Below are 18,899 nucleotides of genomic sequence, written 5' to 3'. Positions count from 1 at the left end.
CAATCTCTGTTGCGCTCAGGGCAGGAAATCGATTCTGATCGTGACCGTAGATGAGATCACCATCAGAACAGACTTTTGAATAAAAGGCTCCCTGCGGAGCCTTTTATATTCAGTACAGCGCGGTGTTTACAGTGACTGCGTAAACGTACGGGTAATCACGTCCTGCTGCTGTTCTTTAGTCAGGGAGTTGAAGCGTACAGCGTAACCGGAAACACGGATGGTCAGCTGTGGATACTTCTCTGGATGCTCCATGGCGTCCAGCAGCATTTCACGGTTCATCACGTTGACGTTAAGATGCTGACCGCCTTCGATGCTGGCTTCATGATGGAAGTAACCATCCATCAGACCGGCAAGGTTGGCTTTACGCACGTTATCATCTTTACCCAGCGCGTTTGGTACAATCGAGAAGGTATAAGAGATACCATCTTTGGCGTAGGCAAACGGCAGTTTAGCGACGGAGGTTAGTGACGCTACCGCACCTTTCTGATCGCGGCCGTGCATTGGGTTCGCACCTGGACCGAATGGCGCGCCAGCACGACGTCCATCTGGGGTGTTACCGGTTTTCTTACCGTAAACCACGTTAGAAGTAATGGTCAGGACAGACTGTGTCGGTACGGCATGGCGGTAAGTGTTGAGCTGCTGAATTTTCTTCATAAAGCGCTCAACCAGATCGCAGGCCAGGTCATCGACGCGCGGGTCGTTGTTACCAAACTGCGGATATTCGCCTTCAATATCAAAGTCGATTGCCAGGCCATCTTCATCACGTACTGGTTTCACTTTGGCATATTTAATGGCTGACAGTGAATCCGCTGCCACTGACAGACCGGCAATACCACAGGCCATAGTGCGATAAACATCACGGTCATGCAGCGCCATCAGTGCGGCTTCGTAGCTGTACTTATCATGCATGTAATGGATGATGTTCAGCGACGTCACATACTGTTTAGCCAGCCAGTCCATGAAGTGGTCCATACGCGCCATAACGGTGTCGAAATCCAGCACGTCATCGGTAATTTTGTCTTCTTTCGGTCCAACCTGCATTTTCATTTTTTCATCAACGCCGCCGTTGATTGCGTACAGCAGGGTTTTCGCCAGGTTGGCACGCGCACCGAAGAACTGCATTTGTTTGCCGACGATCATCGGGCTGACGCAGCAGGCGATGGCGTAGTCATCATTATCGAAGTCAGGACGCATCAGGTCATCATTTTCATACTGCAATGATGAGGTATCGATGGAGACTTTAGCTGCATATTTTTTGAAATTAATAGGCAGTTTTTCAGACCACAGAATGGTCATGTTCGGCTCTGGTGAAGGACCCATGGTGTAAAGGGTATTTAGGAAGCGGAAGGTGCTTTTCGATACCAGTGTACGGCCATCAACGCCCATACCGGCCAGTGATTCGGTTGCCCAGATTGGATCACCAGAGAACAGTTCGTCATATTCCGGCGTGCGCAGGAAACGGACCATACGCAGTTTCATTACCAGATGGTCAATCAGCTCCTGTGCCTGTTCTTCGGTTAGTTTACCGGCTTTCAGGTCACGTTCGATGTAGATATCCAGGAAGGTAGAGACACGACCAAACGACATCGCGGCGCCGTTCTGCGATTTAACTGCGGCCAGATAGCCGTAGTAAGTCCACTGTACCGCTTCCATAGCGTTGGTTGCCGGACCTGAGATGTCATGGCCATATTTGGCTGCCATCTCTTTAATCTGGCCCAAAGCACGATGCTGATCAGAAATCTCTTCACGCAGACGGATAGTGGCTTCAAGATTAACGCCATTTTCCAGGTCGCTCTGTAAAGAGGCGAACTGTGCGAATTTGTCCGCCATCAGATAGTCGATACCGTATAAAGCGACACGACGGTAGTCACCAATGATGCGGCCACGGCCGTAAGCATCAGGCAGACCGGTCAGGATACCTGATTTACGGCAGCGCAGAATATCCGGGGTATAAACGTCGAAGACACCCTGGTTATGCGTTTTACGGTATTCAGTGAAGATTTTTTTCAGCGATGGGTCGAGTTCGCGGCCATAAACTTTGCATGAGCCTTCGACCATTTTGATGCCGCCATAAGGAATGATGGCGCGTTTTAATGGGGCTTCGGTCTGCAGACCAACGATTTTTTCCAGCGGCTTAATGATGTAGCCCGCGTCATGCGAGGTAATGGTTGACGCCAGGTCAGTATCGAAATCTACCGGTGCGTGGGTGCGGTTCTCAATTTTAATGCCTTCAAGTACGCTTTCCCATAATTTGGTGGTCGCTTCGGTCGGACCCGCCAGGAAAGACTCATCACCTTCATACGGAGTGTAGTTTTTCTGGATGAAGTCGCGCACATTGACGCTATTCTGCCATTCACCTTCAGCAAATCCTTCCCAGGCTGAAGCCAGTTTTGCATTAAGTTCGGTCATAATATACCTGCCTTATATGAGGAGACTTTACGGTCGGGCGCAGTGAACATATTGCGCCGTCAAAAATGCGTTTAATGTGACTGGTCACCGTTACGGAGATAGATGATCCAGTAGGTCAACCCGACCAGTACACCGCCGCCGATAATATTGCCGAGGGTGACGGGAATCAGGTTGTCAAAAATAAAGTTGCTGACTGTGAGCGACTGGAACTGTGCAGCGGTAGCGCCGGTAGCCTGCCAGAACTCAGGGCTTGCGAAGTCGCGAATCACAATGGCAAAAGGGATGAGAAACATATTGGCAATGCTGTGCTCAAAGCCACTGGCGACAAACATCCCCACAGGAAAGATCATCACTACCAGCTTATCGGTGAGAGTCCGGCCTGAATAACTCATCCAGACGGCCAGGCAGACCAGCAAATTCGCCAGGATACCCAGACACATCGCTTCAATAAACGTGTGATGCATTTTGTGGTCAGCGGTTTGCAGGACGTTTAGTCCCCAGGCACCATTCGCCACCATGTACTCGCCGGCAAACCACATCAGTCCGACGAAGAAGAGCGCGCCTGCCAGGTTACCGAGATAGACGTTTATCCAGTTGCGGGCCAGTTGAGGCCAGCTGATGCGTCCGCTGGCTTTGGCCACCACAATCAAAACGGTAGAGGTAAAGAGGTCGGCACCACACACCACTACCAGCATTAAACCCAGAGAGAAACAGATGCCACCGATCAGTTTGGCGATGCCATATGGCATTGCGGCGGTACCGGTGGTTGCTGTGATATAAAAAACAAAGGCAATGGAGATAAATACGCCGGCGTTTATCGCCAGAAAGAAGGTGGTAAAAGGATGTTTAGTTGCTTTGTATATACCTGCATCTTCAGCAACTTTCGCCATCTCGGCCGGTAGTAACAGATTAAAAGGGTTGTCAGCTTTCACACTAACTTACTCCATAAGTTGTCTGAAAAAATACTAACAAAGGAGTATAGGTCAGTAATTGATTTGGATCATGTTTGCCGGAGCGACAGACGATATGAGCCAGCTTAAAGGGAATTATTTTAAATAACCGGTTGAATAATAAAAAATAAATAAATTTTAAAAATACAAATTTATTTTAATGTGAAAGGGCTGCGCTGCTTCAACGCGCGGCGCATGTTATTCATTGTGGATTGATATGTTAAATATTATGAAGTGTTCTGGCAGAAAATAATTTTAATGCAGCTAATGTTTCATGAAAAAATAACGCCCTGCTGTCAGACCAGCCTGATAGCAGGGCGTTGGCGTCATTTACCGTTCACTCGTGGGTAATTACGCGCTTTGCCAGTAACGACGTTTGGCCGCTTGCAGTTTTTCATAGGCCGCAAGCAGTGACTGATGAGCCGGGAATGCTTTCAGTTCCTCATCAACAGCCTGAAGCCCGTAGAACGGACTCTCACCACTGATGGCTGCTGAAGCGGCTTCCATCGCCTCTGGGCCATACATACGTACAAATGCATGATGATATTGCAGGGGATCACGCTCATCTTCCATTGCCAGTAACAGCAAGGTTTGCAGGCAACGATAGTAGTTAGCACGTTCAGGGGTAAAGATTGAGCTGTTGAACTCCATTGTCCATTCGGTCCAGATCAGCGCCTGCTCAAGATCGCCGCCCGCCATCGCCAGCATCGCTTTTAATTCGCCAATGCGCAGCGTGTACCAGCCGTTGTCTTTACCGGTTGCCAGGCCCAGCAGTTCGCGCACGCGGGTGAAGTCATCAAAGCCTTCATCATCAAGCTGACCAATCAGATCCAGATACTCTTCAGGATTCCAGTTGCTGTCAGGCAGGGCCAGTAAGGTTTCACGCATACCTGCGCCCATGCTGTTATTCGCCAGCAGCAGATCTTCCGCCGGATAGATGTCCGACATGCCAGGCACGATAATGCGGCAGGCGTACACGCCCAGATGCTCGTAATCAGCAATATAAACTTCCTGATCTTCAGCGGCGAAGATCGCCATCAGCGTGGCAAATTCCTGCTCAGTGGTGCCGGCAAACGACCAGTCGACAAACGGATAGTCCGCGGTCTCTTTGAACAGATCCCAGGAGATCAGACCGCTCGAGTCAATAAAGTGCGTTTCGAGATTGGCGTGTTCCGCCACTTCCTCATCATCAAAGGTCGGCGGCGTGAACACGTCCAGATCTTTGAGGCTGCGGCCCTGTAATAATTCGGTAACAGTACGCTCAAGCGCCACACCAAAATCAGGATGAGCACCGAACGAGGCGAAACAGGTGCCATTTGCCGGATTGAACAGCACGACGCAGATGACCGGATATTTGCCGCCCAGCGAGGCATCATAAGCAAAGATTGGGAACCCTTCTGCTTCCAGCCGCGCAATCGCTTCAACCACATCGGGATAACGCTGCATGACGGCATCCGGGATCGCCGGCAGGCTAATCGCTTCGGCAATGATGCGGTTTTTAATGTAGCGCTCAAATACTTCTGACAGCCCCTGAACCCGCGCTTCATTGGCAGTGTTACCGGCTGACATACCATTAGAAACGTAGAGGTTGCCGATAATGTTCATCGGAATATAGACGGTTTGCTGATCTGACTGACGGGTGAAAGGCAGCGCGCAGATGCCGCGTTCGACATTGCCGGACTGCAGATCAATCAACTCTGCTGCCGTCAGCGCATTATCCGGGTCATAAAAAGCCCGTAGGCGCGGATCAAGAATGCCCTCTGGCAGTGATTCATCAGCTGGCAGTGCAAACCATTTTTCATTGGGATAGTGAACGAAGTCGCCGTTAGCGATACTTTTCCCTAACCAGAAATCGGCGAAGAAATAGTTGGTTGAGAGGCGTTCAAAATATTCACCCAGCGCGGAGGCCAGTGCCGCTTTTTTGCTGGCGCCTTTGCCGTTAGTGAAGCAGAGCGGGCAATCGCGGTCACGAATATGCACAGACCAGACATGGGGAACAGGATTCAGCCACGATGCTTCTTCAATATTAAAGCCAAGGTCCTGAAGTTTATTCTGGAAACGGGTAATGGAGTCTTCCAGCGCGGCATCTTTGCCCGGGATAAATGTTTGCGTCATAGTGCCGCTCTCTCAGTTGTCATAGGGTGCGTAAAGCGCGCAATGATACGGATTTTGCTGACGATCCGCTATCAAGGCGGGATAATTTTACCGGCTTAGTTTTCACCTTCTCGCCAGTCAGGCCAAACGGTAAACCGCCAGGCTGGACGAAGCCTCACAAAATTTCGTGCTGGTTTGCATTGGTAACATAACCTCCGGCGCGACAGATTCAGAAAATGTGACCGCTACCCGATTTATGATTGCAGCCGCCAGGATGCAGTGATAAAACCGGTAAGTTATTCATAACCGTTCGATATGACAGTGGTGAGGGGAAATGACGCAAGTTTATAATTTTAGCTCCGGCCCAGCGATGCTGCCGGTTGAAGTGCTCCGTCGTGCAGAACAAGAGCTGACAAACTGGCGTGGCCTGGGAACCTCCGTAATGGAGATCAGTCACCGCAGCAAAGAGTTTATTCAGGTTGCTGAAGAGGCGGAGCAGGACTTCCGTGATCTGCTAAAAATACCGGCTAATTACAAAGTATTATTCTGTCACGGTGGGGCACGTGCGCAGTTTGCTGCCGTGCCTGGCAACCTGCTCGGCACCGCTTCCAGTGCAGACTATGCCGACGGCGGATACTGGGCGCACAGCGCCATCAAAGAAGCGCAAAAATATTGCTCCCCGCGCACCCTGGATGTCAAAACCACACGCGACGGTAAACGCGCGATTCTGCCGATGCGGGAATGGGACGTCAGTGATGCATCCGCCTATCTGCATTTCTGCCCGAATGAAACTATCGACGGTATTGCGATCGACGAGCAGCCTGACTTTGGCAGCAAAACGGTGGTCGCAGATTTCTCATCTACCATTCTGTCCCGCCCGATTGATGTCAGCCGCTATGGCGTGATCTATGCCGGTGCGCAGAAAAACGTCGGGCCTGCAGGCTTAACGCTGGTGATTGTGCGCGAAGATCTGTTAGGTCAGGCGCAGGCGTCAGTGCCGTCAATCCTCGATTATAAAGTGTTGGCCGACAACGATTCGATGTTTAACACCCCGCCAACGTTCGCCTGGTACCTTTCGGGGCTGGTATTCAAATGGCTGAAAGAGAAGGGCGGTGTGGCAGAAATCGACCGGATCAATCAGGCCAAAGCTGACCTGCTGTACGGCGTGATTGATCACAGCGGCTTCTACCGCAACGATGTGGCGACTGACAACCGTTCACGCATGAATATCCCTTTCCAGCTGGCCGACGCGTCGCTGGATGCATTGTTCCTTGAAGAGTCTTTCAAGGCGGGACTGCATGCGCTGAAAGGACATCGGGTAGTCGGGGGCATGCGTGCTTCTATCTATAATGCCATGCCGCTGGAAGGCGTTAAGGCGCTGACCGACTTTATGGTTGATTTTGAACGCCGTCACGGCTGATTAATGACATATCAGCATTGATGCTGATGCCAGACCTCGTCAGATGGCGAGGTCTTCGTATTTTTTGAGGATTTCGTTTCACATGCAGGACTCCCTGACTCTCCAACCCATCGCCCGCGTTAATGGCACGGTAAATCTGCCCGGTTCTAAGAGCGTATCAAACCGTGCATTACTGCTGGCTGCCCTCGCTAAAGGTACTACCCGTCTGACTAACTTACTCGACAGCGATGATGTTAAGCACATGCTCAATGCGCTTAGCGCACTGGGTGTAAGCTATACGCTCTCCAGCGATCGCCGGGTATGTGAAGTTACGGGGAATGCCGGCCCTCTGCAATCATCACAGCCTTTGTCGCTTTTCCTGGGCAATGCCGGCACCGCGATGCGTCCACTGGCCGCAGCGCTCTGCCTGGGACAGCAGGATATCGAACTGACCGGCGAGCCGCGGATGAAAGAACGTCCAATCGGCCATCTGGTTGATGCATTACGTCAGGGCGGCGCCAGCATCGAGTATCTGGAGAATCAGGATTATCCGCCGCTGCGCTTACGCGGCGGATTTACCGGCGGAGACGTCAGCGTGGATGGCAGCGTCTCCAGCCAGTTCCTGACGGCATTATTGATGACTGCGCCGCTGGCTGAGCAGGATACCCGCATCACCATCAAAGGTGAGTTGGTTTCCAAACCCTACATCGACATTACGCTACACCTGATGCGTTGCTTTGGTGTTGAGGTTGAAAACCAGAACTATCAGCACTTTCTGATTAAAGGACAGCAGCAGTATCAGTCGCCAGGCGATTATCTGGTTGAAGGCGATGCCTCTTCCGCATCCTATTTCCTCGCTGCGGCTGCGATTAAAGGTGGCACGGTGCGGGTCACCGGTATTGGCCGCCAGAGCGTGCAGGGCGATATCCGTTTTGCGGACGTACTGGAAAAGATGGGCGCGAAGATTGAGTGGGGCAATGACTATATTGCCTGCACTGCCGGCACGTTACGCGCCATTGATATGGACATGAACCATATCCCGGATGCGGCGATGACCATTGCCACCACGGCACTGTTTGCCGAAGGCACGACCCAGTTGCGTAACATTTATAACTGGCGGGTGAAAGAGACCGATCGGCTGAGTGCTATGGCTACCGAGCTGCGTAAAGTGGGTGCGGAAGTGGAAGAGGGCCACGATTATATTCGTATTACGCCGCCGGCTACCCTTATTCATGCGGATATTGGCACCTATAACGATCACCGCATGGCGATGTGTTTTTCATTAGTCGCGCTCTCCGATACGCCGGTCACCATTCTCGATCCGGGCTGTACGGCAAAAACCTTCCCTGACTATTTCGACCAGCTGGCTAAGATCAGCCAGCCAGCCTGATAGCCTCTCTCCGGTGCGAAATCGCACCGGAAATCCTCATATTATCTGGCCGTATCGCGGCAGAAATCCTCTGATTTACCTGGAATTATTAACACCGTCAGTGCGAAAGGGTAACCAAGGTGGGTTGGGCAGCGTATAATGCTAGTCATTACCGATGGCCGACAGGCCGAAGAGCGCGCAGCAACAGGAGGGAATAATGACAGTAACTGCCCCGGTCATAACTATCGATGGGCCAAGTGGTGCGGGAAAAGGGACCCTGTGCAAAGCGATGGCGGAAGCGTTGCAGTGGCATCTGCTGGATTCCGGTGCGATTTACCGCGTACTGGCATTAGCGGCGTTGCATCATCAGGTCGATATCGAATCTGAAGAAGCGCTGGTGCCGATTGCGGCACATCTGGATGTGCGCTTTGTGTCACAAAATGGCGAAATGCAGGTCATCCTCGAAGGTGAAGATGTTACCGGTGAAATTCGGACTCAGGAGGTCAGCAACACCGCCTCCCGCGTGGCGGCTTTCCCGCGTGTCCGTGAAGCATTACTGCGCCGTCAGCGCGGTTTTCGCGAAGCGCCAGGCTTAATTGCCGACGGTCGTGATATGGGCACGGTGGTTTTCCCGGATGCGCCGGTCAAAATTTTTCTTGATGCCAGCGCGGAAGAGCGCGCCCAGCGCCGTATGCTACAGTTGCAGGATAATGGCTTTAATGTTAACTTTGATCGCCTTTTAGCCGAGATAAAAGAACGTGATGACCGCGATCGCAATCGCGCAATTGCGCCTTTAGTACCCGCTGACGATGCCCTGATGCTGGATTCTACAAAAATGTCCATCGATCAAGTCATTGAAAAAGCGCTACACTATGCCCGTGAAAAGCTGGGCATTACGGCTTAACTGAATTTTATCACCCTGTACCACGGACCCGGTGCTGGGCATGTGAAACAACCCCATCCGACATGAAGTCAGATGGACGTTAAATTGAAGAATCCTGAAGATTATCAATATGACTGAATCTTTTGCTCAACTATTTGAAGAATCCTTAAAAACAATCGAAACCCGCCCGGGTTCTATCGTTCGTGGCATCGTCGTTTCTATCGACAAAGATGTCGTTCTGGTTGATGCGGGCCTGAAATCTGAATCTGCAATTCCTGCAGAGCAGTTCAAGAACGCAGCCGGCGAACTGGAAATCCAGGTTGGCGACGAAGTTGATGTTGCTCTGGATGCAGTGGAAGACGGCTTCGGTGAAACCCTGCTGTCCCGTGAGAAAGCTAAGCGCCATGAAGCCTGGATCACGCTGGAGAAAGCTTACGAAGACGCTGAAACTGTTACCGGTGTTATCAACGGCAAAGTTAAAGGTGGCTTCACAGTTGAGCTGAACGGTATCCGTGCGTTCCTGCCAGGTTCACTGGTCGATGTTCGTCCGGTGCGCGATACGCTGCACCTGGAAGGCAAAGAGCTTGAATTCAAAGTGATCAAGCTGGATCAGAAACGCAACAACGTCGTGGTTTCACGTCGTGCGGTTATCGAATCCGAAAACAGCGCAGAGCGCGATCAGCTGCTGGAAAACCTGCAGGAAGGCATGGAAGTCAAAGGTATCGTTAAGAACCTCACTGACTACGGTGCATTCGTGGATCTGGGTGGCGTTGACGGCCTGCTGCACATCACTGACATGGCCTGGAAACGCGTTAAGCATCCAAGCGAAATCGTCAATGTGGGCGACGAAATCACTGTTAAAGTGCTGAAGTTCGACCGCGAGCGTACCCGCGTATCCCTCGGCCTGAAACAGCTGGGCGAAGATCCATGGGTGGCTATCGCTAAGCGCTATCCGGAAGGCACTCGCCTGACCGGTCGTGTAACCAACCTGACTGATTACGGCTGCTTCGTGGAAATCGAAGAAGGCGTTGAAGGTCTGGTACACGTGTCTGAAATGGACTGGACCAACAAAAACATCCATCCGTCTAAAGTTGTTAACGTAGGCGACGTGGTTGAAGTTATGGTTCTGGACATTGACGAAGAGCGTCGTCGTATCTCCCTGGGTCTGAAGCAGTGTAAATCTAACCCATGGCAGCAGTTCGCTGAGACGCACAACAAAGGCGATCGTGTTGAAGGTAAAATCAAGTCAATCACTGACTTCGGTATCTTCATCGGCCTGGACGGCGGCATCGACGGTCTGGTTCACCTGTCTGACATCTCCTGGAACGCGACTGGCGAAGAAGCCGTTCGTGAGTACAAAAAAGGCGACGAAATCGCTGCCGTTGTACTGCAGGTCGATGCAGAGCGTGAGCGTATCTCTCTGGGCGTTAAGCAACTGGCAGAAGATCCGTTCAACAACTACATCACGCTGAACAAGAAAGGCGCTATCGTTAACGGCAAAGTAACTGCTGTTGATGCTAAAGGTGCTACAGTTGAATTAGCAGACGGCGTTGAGGGTTACCTGCGCGCTTCTGAAGCTTCACTGGACCGCATTGAAGATGCCACTCTGGTTCTGAGCGTTGGCGACGACGTTGAAGCTAAATTCACCGGCGTTGATCGTAAAAACCGTGTTGTTAGCCTGTCTGTCCGTGCGAAAGACCAGGCTGATGAGAAAGAAGCCATCAATACTGTTAACACCAAACAGGAAGAAGGTAACTTCTCTAACGCCATGGCTGAAGCGTTCAAAGCGGCTAAAGGCGAGTAATCGACCTGAAGCACCGGGTGGGCAACCACCCGGTTTCGGTAAAAGCTGTCATACATTCCCAGAGGGATAAACCGGAGGTTACATGACCAAGTCAGAACTGATCGAAAGACTGGCGGGACAGCATACTCATATACCGGCGAAAGTCGTTGAGGATGCAGTAAAAGAGATGCTTGAGCACATGGCCACTACGCTGGCACAGGGCGAACGCATCGAAATCCGGGGATTCGGCAGCTTTTCTTTGCACTATCGCGCTCCGCGTACTGGTCGTAACCCTAAAACGGGTGACAAAGTGGATCTGGAAGGTAAATACGTTCCCCACTTCAAGCCAGGCAAAGAACTGCGCGATCGCGCAAATATCTACGGCTAAGCCGATACCGAACCAGACAAACGACATCTCCGGATGTCGTTTTTTTTTGCCTGCTATTTTTCAGTGCTGACACCTGGAGCTGACATCCGGATTAGTGCAACCCACTCTGCAAGCCCTGCGGATTAATGCGATGCCGCTCGCTACTGCCTGATTACCTGCTTTCACCTCTTCGCCAACCGTTCAGAATAAACACATTCATCAGGATGGATGTGATTATGCTGACATGGATAGTTTTAGCCCGGCTGGCAGTTGTTGCTACGTTGCCTTTACTGTTTATCGCCCGACTTCCCTCTGGCGGTATCATTCTCGGCTTGCTATTAACCGGGATCGTTTTACTGCACAGTCGCCCGCAGAGCCTGCGCATAACCGGGATCGCCCTGATATTTCTGGCATGGGCAACTAATGATGCACGATTAATGGTCAGAGATATTGAACACCATGCCGAGCGGCCAGCGACTTACAGCATCCGTATTAGCGAACTGAGAAAGGAGAGAAAGCAAATCAGGGTTCGTCTGCTGAAAGAGGGCGAAAAGATGCTGTTTCCGCCGCGTTTTGCCTGGCTTTACTTTGATGCCGATCCTGAGCAGTACTGTCCCGGCCAGCGCTGGACCATGAAGCTGCGTTTACGCGCGGTTCATGCCCGACTGAATGAGGGGGGTTTTGATGCGCAGCGTTTTGCGCTGGCGAATAATACACCGCTTCAGGGACGCATTATTCATCAGGTAGCTGACAATCGGGCGTGTAACTGGCGCTGGCGATTTATCCTATGGCACCGCAGGCAGACCACCGCCTTACCGTCGCAGGCTACGTTAGAGGCCCTGGCTTTCGGCATCCGGGATGACCTGAGCCGTGAAACACGACAGCTGTTACGGGATACCGGTACCGCCCACCTGATGGCGATATCAGGCATGCACATTGCGCTGGCGGCCGGTTGCGGCTGGCTACTGGCGCGCGGGATGCAGTACAGGTTGCCGGCACGCTACATCAGCTATGGCTTTCCGCTGATGATAAGCTGGCTGTTCGCTGCGCTCTATAGCTGGCTGTCAGGCGCGCATCCTCCTGCCGAGCGTGCTTTGCTGGCGCTTACGCTCTGGGCGCTCACCCGTTTTGCCAGTGTGCAGCTGAATAGCTGGCAGGTCTGGACATATTGCGTGGCGCTGCTGTTGATTCTCGATCCGCTAACCGTGCTGTCGGAAAGCTTCTGGCTCTCAACGCTGGCCGTCGCCATGCTGTTAATCTGGTATCACTGGTTCCCGCTTCCGTGGCGATTTCATCATCAACGGCGCTGGTTGCCCGTGCAGTTGCTGCATCTTCAGCTGGGAATGCTGATCCTGATGGCACCGCTGCAGGTGGCGATCTTTAACGGACTGAGCCTGACTGCGCTGGTGGCCAATGTGGTGGCCATTCCCGTAGTGTCGTTTATCACCGTGCCACTGATTCTTATCGCAATGCTGCTGCCTGTACCGGCGTTATCGCTGCTATTCTGGCAGGCTGCCGACCTGTCGTTACGGGCGTTACTACAGAGTCTGGCAGCATTGCCACCCGGCTGGTGGCCACTGCACAGCACTGCATTTTTCGCGGTGCTGGTATGGGGTGGGTTGATCGTATGGCGGACCCAGCTGTTCTTTTCTCTGCCTGTGAGCAGCAGCGCAATCGCGCTAGCGATGGTATTGAGTCGCCAGCCGCCGCAGGGGCAGGGATGGCGCATCGATATGCTGGATGTTGGCCACGGTTTAAGTATGGTGATCAGCCAGGGCGATGAGGCGGTACTGTATGATACCGGTCCGCGCTGGCAGACCGACAATGCTGGCAGCCGGGTGATTATTCCGTGGCTGGAGCGAAAACAGCTGCGGTTGCAACAGGTGATTCTCAGCCATAAACATCTCGACCATACTGGCGGCCTGGAATCGATAACAGCACGCTGGCCGGCGGTGAAAGTGCGCAGCGCGCTGGCAAACAACGCCCACTTACCCTGCGTACGCGGTACGCAATGGCGCTGGCAGCAACTCCACTTTGAAGTACTCTGGCCACTGTCGATACCAACGGTGGGCGACAACAACGATTCCTGTGTGATCATCGTTGATGACGGCCAGGTCAGAGTCATGTTAACCGGCGATATTGAGGCGCTGGCGGAACGTCAACTGGTTGCGCTGGAGAAACAACGTCTCAGGGTCGATATTCTGCAGGTGCCGCACCATGGCAGCCGCACCTCCTCAACCCGGCTGCTGTTGCGCAGTACGGCGGGAAAGACCGCTATAGCCTCGCTGGCACGCTACAATGCATGGCGGATGCCCGCCAAAAGCGTACTGGAGAATTATCAGCGGGCCAGCTTTAACTGGTTCGATACCGGGCAATCGGGTCAGATAAGCATCACTATTCAACAGGGTAAAATTGCGGTTTCTGGTCTGCGCGATCAATTAATGCCCCGTTGGTATCATCAGTGGTTTGGCGTCAAACGCGAATCCAGGTAGAATGGCCGGCTATTTCCAACAGCGTGAATAAATAATGCATCTAGATAAAGATCTCTCTACGTGGCAGACATTCCGCCGACTCTGGCCGATGATCGCGCCTAACAAGGCGGGATTAATTGTGGCCTCCATTGCCCTGATTATTAACGCTGCGGGCGACGCCTTAATGCTCTCCCTGTTGAAACCATTACTGGATGATGGATTTGGTAAAGCCGATAAATCGGTGATGCTGTGGATGCCGTTGGTGGTTATTGGCCTGATGCTGATCCGCGGCGTGACCAGTTATATCTCCAGTTACTGCATCTCCTGGGTTTCTGGCAACGTGGTCATGAATATCCGCCGTCGGCTATTCAGCCATATGATGGGCATGCCGGTATCATTCTTTGACCAGCAGTCAACCGGTACCCTGCTGTCACGCATCACCTACGATTCCGAACAGGTAGCCTCTTCCTCTTCTGGTGCGCTGGTGACGGTAGTGCGTGAAGGTGCGTCGATTATTGGCCTGTTCATCATGATGTTCTACTACAGCTGGCAGCTGTCGTTGATTCTGATTGTTCTGGCACCGATCGTTTCTTTTGCTATCCGCACCGTCTCTAAGCGTTTCCGTAATATCAGTAAAACCATGCAAAATACCATGGGGCAGGTGACTACCAGCGCTGAGCAGATGCTGAAGGGCCATAAAGAAGTGCTGATTTTCGGCGGTCAGGAGATTGAATCTGAGCGCTTTGCCCGGGTCAGTAATCGCATGCGTCAGCAGGGAATGAAGCTGGTTTCAGCCTCATCAATTTCCGATCCGGTGATTCAGTTGATCGCATCTCTGGCACTGGCTTTCGTGCTTTACGCCGCCAGCTTCCCCAGCGTAATGGATACCCTGACGGCCGGTACTATCACCGTGGTGTTCTCATCGATGATCGCGCTGATGCGTCCATTGAAATCACTGACTAACGTCAATGCTCAATTCCAGCGCGGTATGGCCGCCTGTCAGACGCTGTTCTCTATTCTGGACAGCAAGCAGGAAGTGGATAACGGCAGCCGTGAAATCACCCGTGCGAAAGGCGATATTGAGTTCCGCAACGTCACCTTTACCTATCCGGGTCGTGATGTGCCGGCACTGCGTAATATCAATCTCTCTCTGCCGGCAGGCAAAACGGTTGCTCTGGTGGGTCGCTCCGGTTCCGGTAAGTCGACCATGGCCAGCTTGCTGACTCGCTTTTACGACATTCAGCAGGGAGAAATCCTGCTGGACGGTTACGATCTGCGCGAGTACACCTTACGTTCGCTGCGTAATCAGGTGGCGCTGGTGTCGCAGAATGTTCATCTGTTCAATGACACCATTGCCAATAACATCGCCTATGCCCGCAGCGAGCAGTACAGCCGCGCGGAGATCGAAAAGGCCGCAACCATGGCGCATGCCATGGACTTCATCAATAAGATGGATCAAGGGCTGGATACGGTGATCGGCGAAAACGGTGTGCTGCTGTCAGGCGGCCAGCGTCAGCGTATTGCGATTGCGCGTGCCCTGTTACGTGATTGTCCTATTTTGATCCTGGATGAAGCAACATCGGCACTGGATACGGAATCCGAGCGGGCCATTCAGTCAGCGCTGGACGAACTGCAGAAGAACCGTACTTCACTGGTGATTGCCCACCGACTCTCTACCATCGAAAAAGCGGATGAAATCGTGGTGATCGAAGATGGTCAGATTGTTGAGCGCGGAACGCATCAGGTGCTGTTAGCAGAGCGCGGAGCCTATGCACAGCTGCACAAGATGCAATTCGGCCAATGATTGAGCGTATCTGGAGTGGTCGTTCACCCTTATGGCTGCTGTTATGGCCACTGAGCCTGCTGTATGGGGCGATCACCACTCTGATTCGATTCAGTTATCAGCGCAGCTGGCGTAAAAGCTGGCGCGCACCGCTGCCGGTGGTGGTGGTGGGCAATCTGACGGCTGGCGGCAATGGCAAAACGCCGGTAGTCATCTGGCTGGTCGAAGCATTGCAACAGCGCGGTCTGCGTGCGGGCGTGGTGTCGCGTGGCTACGGCGGTAAAGCCGAGCAGTATCCGCTGCTGGTCACCGGGCAGACCTCCACCGAACAGGCTGGAGATGAGCCGGTACTGATCGCCCAGCGCACCGGCGCGCCGGTGGCCGTAGCGCCAAAGCGGCGTCTGGCGATTGAAGCGCTGCTGAAACAGGGGCCGTTAGATGTGATCATCACCGATGATGGCCTGCAGCACTATGCGCTCCAGCGCGACCGCGAAATTGTGGTGGTGGATGGGGTACGTCGTTTTGGCAATGGCTGGTGGTTACCGGCCGGGCCGATGCGGGAACGTGCCAGTCGGCTGAGTCAGGTGGATGCGATTGTGGTTAACGGTGGCGAAGCGCAGCACGGTGAGATAGCCATGCAACTTCAGCCAGGGCTGGCGACGCATTTGCTGAGCGGCGAAACCCGGCCGGTTGATCAGCTTGATCCGGTTATCGCCATGGCCGGTATCGGGCATCCGCCGCGCTTCTTTACCACACTGAAACAGCTGGGTATCACCCCGGTGGCAGAAGTCGCCTTTGCCGACCATCATGCATACAGTCAGGATGAGCTGGCGCGTCTGACATCAGACGGACAGCCGTTGCTGATGACCGAAAAAGATGCGGTGAAATGCCGCCAATTTGCCCAGCCCAACTGGTGGTATCTGCCGGTTGATGCCCGTCTGCAGGGCACGGCAGTCACCCCATTGCTGGACGATATCGAACAGCTGTGCCGCAGCGGTCAGGCGCGCAACTAGTCACCAGACCGGATAAGGAAGAGAATGAACCCTCTGCATTCACTTTCATTACAGCAAACACGTCACCTTCATCTCGCCGCGCAGGGCCTGCTGCGTCCACCGCGCCAGCGCGCCCGCTATCAGGATCTGATTGACTGCATCTCCCGTATGTCGCTGCTGCAAATCGATACCATTAATGTTGTGGCCCGTAGCCCCTATCTGGTGCTGTTCAGTCGCCTCGGTGACTATCCTCCGGTGTGGCTGGAACAGGCGCTGGCGCAGGGCGAGGTGTTTGAATACTGGGCACACGAGGCCTGTTTTATTCCGCGAGCCGACTACAGATTGCTGCGTCATCGTATGCTGTCGCCGGAACGGCTGGGCTGGAAGTACAATGCGCAATGGGTCGCTGACCACCAGCAGGAAATCGCTGAATTACTGCAGCAAATCCGCGAAAACGGCCCGGTACGCGCAGCGGACTTTGCGCATGCCGCGAATCATAAGCCGGGATGGTGGGCGTGGAAACCGCACAAGCGGCATCTGGAAAATCTGTTCAGTGCCGGTGAGCTGATGGTCGCTGAACGCCGCAATTTTCAACGGGTATACGATCTGCGCAGCCGGGTGATGTCCGACTGGCAGGATGCTCTGCACAGCATCAGCGAAGCTGAGGCTACCCGTCTGATGTTACTTAACAGCGCCCGCAGTCTCGGCATTTTTCGCGGCAGCTGGCTGGCAGACTATTACCGCCTGAAACGGGTGCCGCTCAGCACCTTTCTGGCAGAAGCGCAGGAAGCGGGCGATCTGATTGCGGTGACGGCCGACGGGCTGGGCGACATGTGGCTGCATCGCGATTTGCTGCCGATGCTTGAGAACCCGCTGCAGGCGACACACAGTGCGCTTTTATCACCGTTTGACCCGGTGGTCTGGGACCGCAAGCGTGCGCTGGAACTGTTCAGCTTTGATTACCGCATCGAGTGTTATACGCCGGCGGCTAAGCGCAAATTTGGTTATTTTGTCCTGCCGATGCTGCATCGTGGTGAGATAAAAGGCCGGCTGGATGCCCGTATGTTGCGTCAGTCAAAGCAGCTGGAGATTAAAAATATCTGGCTTGAGCCGCAGACGCGGGTCACGTTGCGATTTGTGCAGGATATCCGGCGGGCGATTGAGCGCTTTGCGGCATGGCAGGGGGCGGAAACCGTCTCGCTGCTGCAGGCACCGGCCTCGCTGCGACAGCACTGGCCGGCCCAGTGGTCGCTGAATCGCGAAGCGGGTAGCCCGTGATGTGCTGATACGTTTTACGCCCTCCCGCCCGGGCTGGGCTATGGTATGCTTTACCCCTTACGCATTCGGTCCCTGATGGAGGACATATGGATCATCGTTTACTCGAAATCGTTGCCTGCCCGGTGTGCAATGGCAAACTCTACTATAACAATGCGCAGCAGGAGCTGATCTGCAAACCGGACGGCCTGGCGTTTCCGGTGCGTGACGGCATTCCGGTGTTACTGGAAAATGAAGCCCGTACGCTCTCTGTTGAAGAGATTCATCCATGAGTTTTACCGCCATCATTCCTGCGCGTTATGCGTCAACCCGCTTACCGGGTAAGCCGCTGGTCGATATCCACGGCAAGCCAATGGTGGTACATGTGATGGAGCGCGCCCGTGAGTCGGGCGCCAGTCGGGTGATCGTCGCGACCGATCATCCGGCGGTGGCGCAGGCGGTTGAAGCTGCAGGCGGTGAAGTCTGCATGACGCGTGCCGATCATCAGTCCGGCACCGAGCGTCTGGCGGAAGTGATCGAAAAATATCAGTTCGCTGATGATGAGATCATCGTCAATGTGCAGGGTGACGAGCCGATGATTCCGGCGGAGATCGTGCGGCAGGTAGCGACCAATCTGGCCGGTTCTGCGGCAGGAATGGCGACGCTGGCGGTGCCAGTCACCGATGCAGAGGAAGCTTTTAATCCGAATGCGGTGAAAGTGGTGATGGACGTTAACGGCTACGCGCTCTATTTTTCACGGGCGACAATCCCGTGGGATCGTGAACGTTATGCCCGCTCACGCGAGCAGATTGGTGACACTCTGCTGCGTCATATTGGCATCTATGCCTACCGTGCCGGCTTTATTCGCCGCTACGTTGCCTGGGCGCCATGCCCGCTGGAACAGATCGAGCTGCTCGAGCAGTTGCGGGTGTTGTGGTACGGCGAAAAGATTCATGTTGCCGTGGCGCAAACCATCCCCAGCGTCGGAGTGGATACGCCAGAAGATCTGCAGCGCGTTCGCGCCGCCATGCAGGCCTGATCAAACGGGGAGACGCTCCCCGTTACTGCGCAATTTTATTGATCCGCCACTAAACTTCTTATCTGTAGTCCCTTCAGGATAGTGTGAAATTCATCTGAGGAGGATG

General features: G+C 53.6%; 14 protein-coding genes. 11 read left to right on the top strand and 3 right to left on the bottom strand.

What is annotated here, in order from left to right; genetic code table 11:
• Nucleotides 1–126: 126 nt before the first annotated feature.
• The 3 genes from pflB to ycaO all read right to left on the bottom strand — a co-directional run bounded on the left by pflB (nucleotide 127) and on the right by ycaO (nucleotide 5,474).
• A complete protein-coding gene (pflB, locus tag AABB92_RS08060; RefSeq protein ID WP_031376645.1) occupies nucleotides 127–2,409 on the bottom strand; it encodes a formate C-acetyltransferase in 2,283 nt (760 codons plus the stop codon).
• Between the two features lie 71 nt (nucleotides 2,410–2,480).
• A complete protein-coding gene (gene focA / locus AABB92_RS08055) occupies nucleotides 2,481–3,341 on the bottom strand; it encodes a formate transporter FocA (RefSeq protein ID WP_031376644.1) in 861 nt (286 codons plus the stop codon).
• Nucleotides 3,342–3,710: 369 nt separating this feature from the next.
• Nucleotides 3,711–5,474, bottom strand: a complete 1,764-nt coding sequence (ycaO, locus tag AABB92_RS08050; protein WP_031376643.1) for a 30S ribosomal protein S12 methylthiotransferase accessory factor YcaO — start codon at nucleotides 5,472–5,474, stop codon at nucleotides 3,711–3,713.
• 313 nt (nucleotides 5,475–5,787) lie between these two features.
• Here ycaO and serC point away from each other — a divergent pair, with 313 nt between their 5' ends.
• The 11 genes from serC to kdsB all read left to right on the top strand — a co-directional run bounded on the left by serC (nucleotide 5,788) and on the right by kdsB (nucleotide 18,793).
• A complete protein-coding gene (gene serC, locus AABB92_RS08045) occupies nucleotides 5,788–6,873 on the top strand; it encodes a 3-phosphoserine/phosphohydroxythreonine transaminase (protein ID WP_031376642.1) in 1,086 nt (361 codons plus the stop codon).
• A gap of 82 nt (nucleotides 6,874–6,955) precedes the next feature.
• Nucleotides 6,956–8,242, top strand: coding sequence for a 3-phosphoshikimate 1-carboxyvinyltransferase (gene aroA / locus AABB92_RS08040; RefSeq protein WP_031376641.1), 1,287 nt, complete (start codon nucleotides 6,956–6,958; stop codon nucleotides 8,240–8,242).
• 196 nt (nucleotides 8,243–8,438) lie between these two features.
• Entirely contained in the window at nucleotides 8,439–9,125 is a 687-nt protein-coding gene (gene cmk, locus AABB92_RS08035) for a (d)CMP kinase (protein ID WP_031376640.1), read from the top strand.
• A 109-nt stretch (nucleotides 9,126–9,234) separates the two neighbouring features.
• Nucleotides 9,235–10,908 (top strand): 30S ribosomal protein S1, encoded by a 1,674-nt coding sequence (gene rpsA, locus AABB92_RS08030; RefSeq protein WP_031376639.1) that lies wholly within the window; start codon nucleotides 9,235–9,237, stop codon nucleotides 10,906–10,908.
• An 82-nt stretch (nucleotides 10,909–10,990) separates the two neighbouring features.
• A complete protein-coding gene (ihfB, locus tag AABB92_RS08025) occupies nucleotides 10,991–11,275 on the top strand; it encodes an integration host factor subunit beta (RefSeq protein WP_003849360.1) in 285 nt (94 codons plus the stop codon).
• Between the two features lie 215 nt (nucleotides 11,276–11,490).
• Nucleotides 11,491–13,746, top strand: coding sequence for a DNA internalization-related competence protein ComEC/Rec2 (locus AABB92_RS08020; protein ID WP_031376638.1), 2,256 nt, complete (start codon nucleotides 11,491–11,493; stop codon nucleotides 13,744–13,746).
• 34 nt (nucleotides 13,747–13,780) lie between these two features.
• Nucleotides 13,781–15,529: a lipid A ABC transporter ATP-binding protein/permease MsbA gene (gene msbA, locus AABB92_RS08015; RefSeq protein ID WP_046288418.1), complete on the top strand. Its 1,749-nt coding sequence runs from the start codon at nucleotides 13,781–13,783 to the stop codon at nucleotides 15,527–15,529.
• Nucleotides 15,526–16,521 carry a tetraacyldisaccharide 4'-kinase gene (gene lpxK, locus AABB92_RS08010; RefSeq protein ID WP_031376637.1) on the top strand — a complete coding sequence of 332 codons (996 nt, stop codon included), beginning with the start codon at nucleotides 15,526–15,528 and terminating at the stop codon, nucleotides 16,519–16,521. Before msbA ends, lpxK begins: the two co-directional genes overlap by 4 nt.
• Nucleotides 16,522–16,545: 24 nt before the next feature.
• Nucleotides 16,546–17,778: a winged helix-turn-helix domain-containing protein gene (locus tag AABB92_RS08005; protein ID WP_031376636.1), complete on the top strand. Its 1,233-nt coding sequence runs from the start codon at nucleotides 16,546–16,548 to the stop codon at nucleotides 17,776–17,778.
• 86 nt (nucleotides 17,779–17,864) lie between these two features.
• Nucleotides 17,865–18,047, top strand: coding sequence for a Trm112 family protein (locus tag AABB92_RS08000; RefSeq protein ID WP_031376635.1), 183 nt, complete (start codon nucleotides 17,865–17,867; stop codon nucleotides 18,045–18,047).
• Nucleotides 18,044–18,793 (top strand): 3-deoxy-manno-octulosonate cytidylyltransferase, encoded by a 750-nt coding sequence (gene kdsB, locus AABB92_RS07995; protein WP_031376634.1) that lies wholly within the window; start codon nucleotides 18,044–18,046, stop codon nucleotides 18,791–18,793. Before AABB92_RS08000 ends, kdsB begins: the two co-directional genes overlap by 4 nt.
• Nucleotides 18,794–18,899 lie beyond the last annotated feature (106 nt).

The organism is Pantoea brenneri, assembly GCF_038594305.1.
GTDB classification, from domain to species: Bacteria; Pseudomonadota; Gammaproteobacteria; order Enterobacterales; family Enterobacteriaceae; genus Pantoea; species Pantoea brenneri.
Note: the sequence above shows the minus strand (reverse complement) of the source record. Positions and strands in the feature narration are given on the sequence as shown.